We start from the raw sequence: 10,936 nt of genomic DNA, 5'->3' as shown, positions 1-10,936 counted from the left end.
AAAGTGAACAGTGAACTCAACAAAAAAGCACTCCTCCACGGAGCAATCATTGGATCGGTAGGAATAGCCATTTCCATAATCGCCTACCTCATCAGTGATGATGCCTATTTTTCGTGGCGCAGTATCACGCTGATGATCGTGTCGTTTTCTCTATTGATCCATCTAGGTCGCAAAGAGCGAAAAACAAACCACGAAGGTTTTCTTAGCTTTGCAGAGGCATTTTGGTACTGCTCAATCACCATGTTTATCACCATCTACTGCAATGAGATTTTTTATATTTTCGTATTCAATGTATTGAATCCAGCACTGCAAGACGTATTCATTGCGCAAAGCATCGAATCTACAGAGCAAATGCTCATGATCTTTGAGAAAGACATGAGCAAAATAGATGAGAGCATCAGCGAGATCGAAAGACAGGTCAGAAATAGCTTCAAACCCTTTTCGCTCATCGCCAATAGCTGGCAAATATTGACACAAGCCATGATCGTCGGATTGATCGGAGCATTGTTTATCAAGAAGTCAAAACCTTTGTTCGAAGAAGATTAATGTCTCAAATCACCCAAATATCTGTCATTATCCCTCTTCTCAACGAAGAAGAATCACTCCCGGAGCTACTCTCATGGATCGCAAAAGTCATGGATACCAACAGCTTCAGCTACGAAGTGTTGCTCATCGATGATGGCAGTACAGACAGGTCTTGGGAGGTAATTCAGGAACTAAAAAATCAAAACAACAAAATCAAAGGGATACGGTTTAACCGCAACTATGGCAAGTCCGCAGCTCTAAATATAGGTTTTAAACAAGCGATAGGTGAAGTCGTGATCACCATGGATGCGGACCTACAGGACAGCCCTGACGAAATCCCAGGATTGTACCAGATGGTGCAAAAGGAAAACTATGATCTCGTATCTGGCTGGAAGAAAAAGCGCTACGATCCGATCATGAAGACCATCCCGTCCAAGTTATTCAACAAGGTTGCCAGTATCTTTTCAGGTATCAAACTCCATGACTTCAACTGTGGACTCAAAGCCTACAAAAAAGAGGTCATCAAATCCGTAGAGGTCTATGGAGAGATGCACCGCTACATTCCTTTCATTGCCAAGGGACAAGGCTTTAGCAAAATCAGCGAGAGAGTCGTCCAGCACCAAGCCCGAAAATACGGCACAACCAAATTCGGACTGGAGCGTTTCATATTTGGATTCTTGGATCTGTTGTCCATCTCATTCGTGTCCAAATTCAGGAAGCGCCCCATGCACTTCTTTGGTACACTCGGGACTTTGTCCTTCTTATTTGGAACAATCATCACGATCTGGGTGATCGCGCGCAAACTCTACGAAATCCATTACCAGTTGCCTGCCAGAGACATCGTCGCACAGCCTTTGTTTTTCTTGGCGCTCGTGGCGATCGTCATCGGCGTACAATTGTTCCTCACAGGTTTTGTCGGAGAAATGATGATTCAAGTTTCCCCTCGCAAAGACGATTACCTGATCAAGGATACTTTGGGGATTGATTGAGGAAATGGTTGGTTATAAAACTAGACAAATGAACGCCTAGTCGACTTTTGCCTTTTTCAGTCCAAAGGATTTCGTAAAATCTGTGTTTGTGAAAGTCGTCGACATTGGGTTCTTCCATTTCGTCAAACCGCAATATTTCAAATTCAGTCGAGTTTGTCGGCTGATTAATAAAATGTCCAATGGTGTAAAACGGAAAAACATCTTTCATCTTTCAAAAGTCACATTTCTTTTGGGACAGCCTGTGTTTGTAAGTTCGGTCGTCCTAAAATAGGCCTAACGCCCAACTATCATTCGTAAGCTGGACTTTTCAAATATGTACTAAATATCTCATCAAACTAACCTTTACAAATAGCTCAGCTCGCATACTCATTTTAATGTTTGTTGGCTACTTTAGTTTTGAAATTCGTTTGTCCAAACTGAAAAGGCTGGTCGTTCCACTCCATCCTCATCCAATAGTCCTGTATCTCTCCAGACTTGTCCAATATCCTTAACTTCATCTGGAAAGGTTTCCCACAATGCATCATAGTCCCTATGAGCCCACCATATTATAAATTCATAATTATTCGTGTGAGCATTTGACACAAGCGTTTCCAGATATTCCTTTTGTCTAGTAAGAGATCCAGTTATGTTGGTGTTGAGATTGGGAATTACTAGGTCACCTGATAAGTGGCTGGTTTCAACAAAAGCTATAGGCTTATTAAATTGATTGTGCAGAAAATCGAAAGCCTCCTGATATTCTTCTATTGTTTGAAGATTCTTGAAAAAGGGATAGAAGCTGATAGCGATAAAATCAAACTCTTCCGAATAATCTGATACTTCTTGTATATAGTCCGATGGATTATCCACTTGTGGTTGAAAGTAATTGTGTAGTGTGATAGATTCGGAAATTAGGAGCGATGGAAACCTCGTTTTAAGACGAGATCGTACATTGCTTGCTAGCAATTTAAAATCAGCCCATTTAGCAGTTGAATTTATTAATAAATCATTAGGTTCCATTGCTGAGACCAGATATTTAGGATTAAAACGTCCAACAAGATATTCAACATGCTTAAAATATGCATCTTCAATTTTCAGTTCGTTAATGGAGTTGTACTCAATTGGCAAACCATCCCAATCCTCTTTTAAGTCGTTTCTGCTAGTATTTAGTGGGCTTATAGATAAAACAAGCGAAAGGTTTTTATCTATCATGTTTACACGGTCATCGATACTCTGAACAAAATCAATTGGTAATTCCAGATCATTGATCCAAGAATTCCACGGTATTCTATCGTCTACTTGTTCAGAATATATATCCCCATTTGACTGTATAAACGAATAGGTTTCATTTCTGTCTTGTTCAGTTGGTCCAAAGACCCAAGTACTGAATCCCATCTTAAACTTTCGACCTTCGTCCATGTCAAGAGATGGTTCTGGTTCATTGTTAGAACAATTAAACAAAAACAGTGTCAGTAGAATAAAAATAGTTTTATCTCTCATCTTTTCTTAGTTTTTGAATCCCCCCCCTGTTTCTAACCGAATATAGTACACTCTGCACTTTTCTCAATCTAAAAATGCTTGATTTTAGAATCTAACCCACTAATTGAGGGTGCTAATATTTTTCTAGGCAGTGTCTGGATTGATGTGCGTTGATCTCCAGATTCAGAAATGTACTACTGGTTCAAAAACTCAACGCAGTAGCCCTACTCTGTTGCTCCGTATATATTCTTGTCCTGAAAGCTATGTATCAACACTGTCGAAAAACAACTGTTAGCCCTTCTTACACAGATAGATGATTTCGTCCTTGGGCAAGGCATACCGCGTCTGATCTATTTCACTCAGTGAGTTGACATAATCATCTTCTATCACTTCGAATCCTGCCGAGCGCAGACGAGCTGGGTAGTCCTTGCCATACAAGCGGACATGATCATCCTGACCAAATATCCTTTCACGCTCCTGCGGATCGGTGATGCTGTTGTCTTCGAAAGTTACGTCTGGAATAGGCTCAAAGTAAGGAATCTGAATGATGGCCCAGCCTCCTGGCTTCAATACTCTGAAAATTTCCTTCATCGACTGGATGTCGTCAGCGACATGCTCCATCACGTGGTTGCAAAACGCTACATCAAAGCGGTTGTCCTCAAAAGGCATCTGATGAATATCCATCTTGACCTTGGCCAACGGCGACTCGATATCCGCCGTGATGTAGCGGTCACCATGTATGGCTTCAAAACGTTTGATAAAGCAAATCTCGGGTGCGATGTGTAGAATTTCCTTTTGTGAGCCAAAGAAGTCTGTTTGATTTTTGAGGTAAAGCCACATCAGGCGGTGTCTCTCCAATGCTAGGCAATTTGGACACAGTGCATTGGCTCTGGCTACCCTGCCATAGGGCACGAATTTGGAAAAAGTAGCTTCACACACCGGACACTCCACTTGATTGCCACGATAAAAAAACGCCACGATCTTGAGGGCAAAATGGCTGAAAAGTTGGAGATACTTTCGTGGTACTTTTTTGAGTACAAAACTGATGAGCTGCTTCACTGATTACCTAATTTAGGCTGCAAATATAGGAATAGCCCTTTAGCGAGAAAGCTTAGTTCGAGATTTCTATCATTTCCTGCACCTCCTTATTGATGCTGTCGTAATTGAAACGGTACTCATATTCTGAATCCTTCATTTTACTCAGGATATCTTTGATGTCATCGATTACTACTTTTTCTCTTTCCTTGTCTCTCTCATTGGCAGCAAAGTTGAGCGAACTCACCATTTCCTTAATGGTCGCATTCATAAACCTCATCGCCTCATATCTTTCCCCTTTATCCAGATTCTTTTCAGAAATAATCAGATTGGCGTAAGCTATAGAGTTGAGTGCATTGAAATATGCATGATTCAAATCTTGAAGACTGATAGAGTCATTTTGAATTTCGGTTTCCACAAACTTTAAATCCTGAATAGCCCTTTCGATGAATTTGGTGGCAGTACTATCTGCGCTTAATTCAATGATTTTCATATCCATAATGGCAGCATCCATCTCACGTATGCTTGTATTGAATTTGCGATCCAAAATCGCCTGTCTGGCATTCGCCAAATGCTGAATAGGAGAAGTAGCTCTCTCAATAGTCAAATCAGAATGGTGATTCAAATCGTACAAAAAAAGGGCAAGGAAAGACAAGCCTATAACTATTACCGCAGGAAAGAATGAATATGTACGCATGATTTGATGTTACTAAGGTATAAATCGATAGATCTTGATTTTCCTCCTAAAGTACATAAAAAATCAGAGTTTGCTGTGCATTGCGATTTATTTCAACGCAGGCCCTTCTAGCACAACATATGTCATGTAGAGCTAAAACTATGGCTCACAGGTAGTTTGTTTTTATTTGTGGTCTGATCTTATATATTTGTTACCCTTAAAAATGGGCCGCAATCCCCTTTTTACCTTATTCAATATTCAATCAATTTTAACACACTATTCTAGGAGAACAAATGAGTGATTTGATTTATGTGCCGATAGCACTGGCTATTGTCGGACTTGTATTCATGATGATCAAGATGTCTTGGGTCAAAAAACAAAGTGCCGGAGATGCCAAAATGAAAGAAATTTCAAACAACATCAAAGAAGGCGCCCTCGCCTTTTTAGCCGCAGAATACTGGCTCTTGGCTGTATTTGTAGTTATTGCTTCCATTGCTTTATTTGGGATATCCATGGTCGTAGAGACCACCAGTTGGATGATCGTACCTGCCTTTGTAGTAGGTGCTGTTTTTTCCGCAGTAGCGGGCAACATCGGGATGCGTATCGCTACTGAGGCCAACGCCAGAACTACCGAAGCTGCCAAAACCAGCCTTCCCAAAGCGCTAAAAGTTGCCTTCGGTGGTGGAACTGTCATGGGACTCGGTGTAGCGGGTCTAGCCGTTTTGGGTCTTTCCTTATTTTTCCTTGTTTTCATCAAAATATTCATCACAGGGCAGGCATCATTCTATGCAGAAATGACGGTTGTCTTGGAAGCACTCGCAGGATTTTCGTTGGGTGCAGAGTCCATTGCCTTGTTCGCCAGAGTAGGTGGTGGAATCTACACCAAGGCAGCTGACGTAGGTGCCGATTTAGTAGGCAAAGTCGAAGCAGGCATCCCAGAAGATGACCCCCGCAACCCTGCCACTATCGCGGACAACGTCGGAGACAATGTGGGTGACGTGGCTGGTATGGGAGCCGATCTATTTGGATCCTATGTGGCTACCGTTTTGGCATCCATGGTGCTAGGCAACTACATCATCAAGGATATGGCCGATGCGGGTATCGTGCTGGATGCCTTTGGTGGCATGGGGCCGATCCTGCTGCCAGTCATGATTGCAGGAGTAGGAATCATCGCATCCATCTTGGGCACCTTCCTCATCGGTGTAAAAGACAACCATGCCAAAGAAGCGGATGTTCAGAAGTCCTTCAATCTAGGCAACTTAACTTCTATACTCTTGACGGCCGCTGCTGGTTGGTTCTTGATCGATTGGATGTTGCCAGAGACCATCACAGGTATGGCATTTTTTGGTGAGGGAGTCCGAGACATTCCGAGCAGACACGTATTCTATGCTACTTTGGTCGGACTCACTGTGGGTTATTTGATCTCAGCATTCACGGAATATTATACTGCCCTAGGCAAGAAACCGGTATTGAGTATCGTCGAGAGCTCTGCAACAGGTGCTGGAACCAACATCATCGCGGGGTTGGCTACAGGTATGATTTCCACTTTCTCATCCGTGATTTTATTTGCGGTAGCGATTTGGTCTTCGTATGAGTTGGCAGGATTCTACGGCGTGGCAATAGCTGCCTCTGCGATGATGGCTACCACTGCGATGCAGTTGGCAATCGATGCATTTGGCCCGATCTCAGACAATGCTGGCGGGATCGCCGAAATGAGCGAATGCCCAAAGGAAGTGAGAGAAAGAACTGACATCCTCGACACAGTCGGCAACACCACCGCAGCAACAGGAAAGGGATTTGCGATTGCTTCTGCGGCGTTGACTGCCTTGGCCTTGTTTGCAGCGTATGTGACCTTCACAGGTATCGACGGTATCAATATTTTCAAAGCCAATGTATTGGCGGCACTATTTATCGGAGGCATGATTCCTGTAGTGTTCTCAGCCCTAGCGATGAAATCTGTAGGAAAAGCCGCCATGGAAATGGTGATGGAAGTAAGACGCCAGTTCAGAGAGATCCCGGGCATCATGGAAGGCACAGGCAAACCTGAGTTTGCCAAATGTGTCGATATCTCTACCAAAGCAGCCTTGAAAGAAATGATGCTCCCAGGTGCATTGACAATCATCACCCCGATCTTGGTTGGCTTTGTCATGGGGCCTGAGGCTCTTGGTGCCTACATGGCGGGCGTATGCGTGTCAGGTGTACTATGGGCAATCTTCCAAAACAATGCAGGTGGAGCATGGGACAATGCCAAAAAATCATTTGAGGCAGGTGTCATGATCAATGGAGAGATGACCTACAAAGGCTCAGAAGCACACAAAGCTGCTGTCACTGGCGACACAGTAGGTGATCCATTCAAAGACACCTCTGGCCCATCGATGAACATCCTGATCAAACTGACTTGTTTGATTGGTTTGGTAATCGCACCGATATTGGGAGAGACCTTCGGGACAAACACCCAAGGACATGGCGACATGAACACCTCGGGCATGATGATGTGTACCCACAGCGGGCCATGCACTGCTAGTTGCCATGCTGAGATGACTCATGATGATGCTACCAAAAAAACTTGCAAACCTGGCTGTACAAAAGCATGTTGCAAAAAAGAGAGCTCTCAGCAGATTAAAATCATGATGAGTACAGAAGGAGAGCAGACAACTGCTATCGTAGAAAAAACATCCATGATCGATGGCCAGAAAACTGTTGAAATTGATACAGTGTCAGGGACAAAAGCCGAAGTAGAAGCACAAATCAATGCGATAAACAAATAACCTTTTCAACCATTCGGGAAAAACGAAACCCCATCCAGGTTGATATTTGGGTGGGGTTTGTCTTATCAGGCACTTGGTATAGTCATAATTTTAGGTAATAATTCTTCAACAACTCCATGAACTCGGGGGTGTATGCTTCGCCATCTCTGATGTTCAATGTTTGAGATTCCTTTAGGATAGGCTGGTGAGCTATTTTCAATATAACTCTGAATACTGCCTGTTTGTTCGCTTGGTTTTTGACGATTAGGCTCTCAGCAGTATGGAGCCCAATTTGCTGACAACTATTGGAAAACTCCTCCGCCTCCGTCTCTGGATACAGCACATATGCCACTCCTCCGTCTGCAAGCAATCGACTCAGACATTGCGCAAAACGCTGCTTGCTAAAAGAACCTGTATCATGTTTGGCTAGGTTGTGTTTCGCCTCTGGGGACTTGAGACTAGAAGTAAAAAAAGGAGGATTGGAGACAATCAGATCATAACGTGCTTTGGTATCCCATTCAAAAATATTGATTGGAATGAGGTGTAGTCTATCCCTCCAAGGTGAATTGGCAAAATTGTCGGTGGCTTGAGTTGCTGCATCAGGATCAATCTCTACTGCATCGATCTGTGCATCTGTTCTTTGAGCGAGCATGAGCGAAATGAGCCCTGTACCTGCACCAATATCCAAGATACGCTTGGCTGTACTCTTCGGAATCCAAGCTCCAAGTACACAAGCTTCTGTACTTACTTTCATCGCACAGCGCTCTTGATAGACGGTAAATTGCTTGAAATGAAAATAGGAATTGGCCACAGCAGATTACCTCAAATTAAAAATCATTGATCCCAGCCTCAAACGCCACATCTGCTGGTAGATTGGGAGCCAAGGCAGCCTCTACTGCCAGCACATCACAGCGCTCATTTTCTACATTGCCTGCATGACCCTTGACCCATTTGAATTTCACTTTGTTGCGCTTGTAGACGGGAATAAAACGCTCCCAGAGATCTCTGTTTTTCTTGTCCTTAAAATTCTTTTTGACCCAGCCCCAGAGCCATCCTTTCTCGACCGCATCTACGACATACTTGGAATCAGAATAGATCAATACCTCGGCATTGACGACCTTGAGTGCTTCAAGCCCAGCAATCACTGCCAACAGCTCCATTCGGTTGTTGGTTGTTTTGCGAAAACCCGCAGAGATTTCCTTTCTATGGCCTTGCGCCAGTAGCACTGTCCCAAAACCTCCTGGTCCAGGATTGCCTCGTGATGCTCCGTCTGTATAAATAATGATCATAGTTCAATTCAAAGTTGATAGTTACAAAGTGAAAGATTTGAAAATTAAAAAGTGAGAGACTCTCTTGACAACTTTTTAATTTCAACTTTCTATTCATTTACCAAATTGCCAAGGCATTTTTGAAGAGCTTGATGGCGATGGTCAACAAGATAATCCCGAAAACTTTTCTCAAGATGTTAAACCCTGCCTTTCCAATTTTCCGCTCCAACCAAGGACAAGATTGCAATACGATGTACACGAAAATCAGATTGAGTACAATTCCAATCAGTATGTTCCACAACTCAAACTCCGCACGCAAAGATATCAAAGCTGTCATCGTACCTGGCCCAGCTATCAAAGGAAAAGCCAGTGGCACGATCGAACTACTCTTGGTTTCGTCTGGGTCGGGCTTGAAAAGCTGAATCCCAAGCGTCATTTCCATCCCAATAAAAAACATAATCAAGGCTCCAGTGATCGCAAATGAGCCTACATCAATTCCGAAAAGTCCAAGAATTTTGTCTCCTAGAAACAAGAACAAAACCATAATCAACCCAGCTACAATCGTCGCTTTGGCACTCTGTATGTGACCTGATTTTTTCCTCAAATCCAATACCACAGGGACACTCCCCAAGATATCGATGATGGAAAATAGAATAAGTGAAACGGATAAAATTTCTTTGAAATTCAACATGGCATTTTGGGGTTGTTGTGTTGTTGTGATTAGTGCTGAATCAGGTGCTCAATAGCCATCTGGTAACCTTTGAGTCCTAGACCGATAAAGTGTGCCGTACACACTGGGGTCAAATAACTATGGTGTCTAAACACCTCGCGCTCCATGATGTTGGAGATGTGCACCTCGATCACAGGTGTCGTTACTCCTTTGACCGCATCGGCTAGTGCCACGGAGGTATGCGTATAACCACCCGCATTGAGAATGATCCCATCATAGGCAAAGCCCACTTCGTGAATTTTGTCTATCATATAACCCTCATGGTTGCTCTGAAAATACTCCAAATCCACAGCAGGGAATGCCCCTTTCAGTTCCTCGAAGTATTCTTCAAAGGTCTGGCTACCATAGATCTCAGGTTCTCGCTTGCCCAGCAAATTCAAATTGGGGCCATTCATAATAAGTATCTTCATTGGGATATCATTTAAGATTCAGCTTATATCTCGGTCAAAATTACTTTACTGAATAGTATAATCGGTATTAATTTGTGGAGATTTACTCAATCTAGATTCTAGATTGTTAGATACTAGATTTTAGACAACTGACTTTTCCTGCCCTGAGTAGGCTTTCAATGATCATAATACATGTCTTGGCATAGCTACATCCAACAATTCAAATCTTATCTACAACTGGAGCGATCTCTCTCTCCCAACTCCGTAGAGGCCTATGTGCAAGATGTGACCAAGCTGGCACAGTTTCTAGAGATGAAAAAGAGCGAAAAAAGTCCCCTAGAAGTAGAGGATAGTGATATCCGTGACCTGCTAGAATACATCATGGAGCTGGAAATGTCGGCCTTTTCACAAGCCAGAATTGTGTCTGGCATCAAGGCCTTTTTCAAATACCTGATTTACGAAGGCGACTTAAAAAAAGACCCTTCCGAACAAATCGAAGCACCCAAGCTAGGGAGAAAATTGCCCGACACACTAAGCTTTGTGGAAATCGAGGCGTTGTTGGCGGCTATTGATCATTCCAAACCCGAAGGTCAAAGGAATCGTGCCATGTTGGAGACACTGTACAGCTCTGGTCTGAGGGTATCAGAGTTGATCAACCTCAAGCTCAATTCCATCTTGGACGATATTGGATTTCTCAAGGTCGTGGGAAAAGGCAACAAAGAGCGATTGGTTCCTATTGGTCGCGAAGCGCGAAAACACATTCAACTGTATCTGGATCATTCGAGATGTCACCTAGAAGATCAAACCTGGCCATGAGGGTTTTGTATTTCTCAATCGCCATGGAGCACAACTCACTCGTGTGATGATTTTCACCATCATCAAGAATCTCGCTACCTCCATCGGGATGACGAAAAACATTAGTCCTCATACTTTTCGTCACTCTTTTGCTACCCACCTGATAGAAGGAGGTGCAGACCTACGTGCAGTCCAAGAAATGCTCGGGCACGAGTCCATTACTACCACGGAGATTTATACTCATCTCGATCGCGATTACTTGAAACAAGTGATTCAGGATTTTCATCCGCGGAGTTAGTCTATTTGTATTGATACATCAACAAATGT

10 protein-coding genes and 1 pseudogene are annotated in these 10,936 nt (G+C 43.2%); 4 read left to right on the top strand and 7 right to left on the bottom strand.

Features of this window, described 5'->3' with window-relative positions:
* Positions 1-3 precede the first annotated feature (3 nt).
* Positions 4-546, top strand: a complete 543-nt coding sequence (locus N6H18_RS08635) for a DUF4199 domain-containing protein (protein WP_262311436.1) — start codon at positions 4-6, stop codon at positions 544-546.
* The gene (locus tag N6H18_RS08630) at positions 546-1,514 is read left to right on the top strand and encodes a glycosyltransferase family 2 protein (RefSeq protein WP_262311435.1); all 969 of its coding nucleotides are present in this window, start codon (positions 546-548) and stop codon (positions 1,512-1,514) included. The genes N6H18_RS08635 and N6H18_RS08630 overlap by 1 nt, the downstream gene beginning before the upstream one ends.
* Positions 1,515-1,904: 390 nt before the next feature.
* Here the strand turns inward: N6H18_RS08630 and N6H18_RS08625 are convergent, their stop codons facing one another.
* From N6H18_RS08625 to N6H18_RS08615, 3 genes are all read right to left on the bottom strand, one after another.
* Positions 1,905-2,990, bottom strand: coding sequence for a glycosyl hydrolase 53 family protein (locus N6H18_RS08625; RefSeq protein ID WP_262311434.1), 1,086 nt, complete (start codon positions 2,988-2,990; stop codon positions 1,905-1,907).
* A 270-nt stretch (positions 2,991-3,260) separates the two neighbouring features.
* A complete protein-coding gene (locus tag N6H18_RS08620) occupies positions 3,261-4,028 on the bottom strand; it encodes a class I SAM-dependent methyltransferase (protein ID WP_262311433.1) in 768 nt (255 codons plus the stop codon).
* A 52-nt stretch (positions 4,029-4,080) separates the two neighbouring features.
* Positions 4,081-4,701, bottom strand: coding sequence for a hypothetical protein (locus N6H18_RS08615; RefSeq protein ID WP_262311432.1), 621 nt, complete (start codon positions 4,699-4,701; stop codon positions 4,081-4,083).
* A gap of 272 nt (positions 4,702-4,973) precedes the next feature.
* Here N6H18_RS08615 and N6H18_RS08610 point away from each other — a divergent pair, with 272 nt between their 5' ends.
* Positions 4,974-7,448, top strand: coding sequence for a sodium-translocating pyrophosphatase (locus N6H18_RS08610; protein ID WP_262311431.1), 2,475 nt, complete (start codon positions 4,974-4,976; stop codon positions 7,446-7,448).
* Between the two features lie 82 nt (positions 7,449-7,530).
* On the opposite strand, the gene N6H18_RS08605 is transcribed toward N6H18_RS08610, so the two are convergent.
* The 4 genes from N6H18_RS08605 to aroQ all read right to left on the bottom strand — a co-directional run bounded on the left by N6H18_RS08605 (position 7,531) and on the right by aroQ (position 9,835).
* Positions 7,531-8,238 (bottom strand): tRNA1(Val) (adenine(37)-N6)-methyltransferase, encoded by a 708-nt coding sequence (locus tag N6H18_RS08605; RefSeq protein ID WP_262311430.1) that lies wholly within the window; start codon positions 8,236-8,238, stop codon positions 7,531-7,533.
* A gap of 16 nt (positions 8,239-8,254) precedes the next feature.
* Positions 8,255-8,716, bottom strand: a complete 462-nt coding sequence (rnhA, locus tag N6H18_RS08600) for a ribonuclease HI (protein ID WP_262311429.1) — start codon at positions 8,714-8,716, stop codon at positions 8,255-8,257.
* Between the two features lie 97 nt (positions 8,717-8,813).
* Positions 8,814-9,386: a MarC family protein gene (locus tag N6H18_RS08595; protein ID WP_262311428.1), complete on the bottom strand. Its 573-nt coding sequence runs from the start codon at positions 9,384-9,386 to the stop codon at positions 8,814-8,816.
* A gap of 29 nt (positions 9,387-9,415) precedes the next feature.
* A complete protein-coding gene (gene aroQ, locus N6H18_RS08590) occupies positions 9,416-9,835 on the bottom strand; it encodes a type II 3-dehydroquinate dehydratase (RefSeq protein WP_262311427.1) in 420 nt (139 codons plus the stop codon).
* A gap of 171 nt (positions 9,836-10,006) precedes the next feature.
* Here aroQ and xerD point away from each other — a divergent pair.
* Positions 10,007-10,907: pseudogene (gene xerD / locus N6H18_RS08585) on the top strand (site-specific tyrosine recombinase XerD).
* The last annotated feature ends 29 nt before the right edge of the window (positions 10,908-10,936 follow it).

The sequence above is a fragment of the Reichenbachiella agarivorans genome (assembly GCF_025502585.1).
Taxonomy (GTDB): Bacteria; Bacteroidota; Bacteroidia; order Cytophagales; family Cyclobacteriaceae; genus Reichenbachiella; species Reichenbachiella agarivorans.
This window is presented reverse-complemented; position numbering and strand designations above follow the sequence as displayed.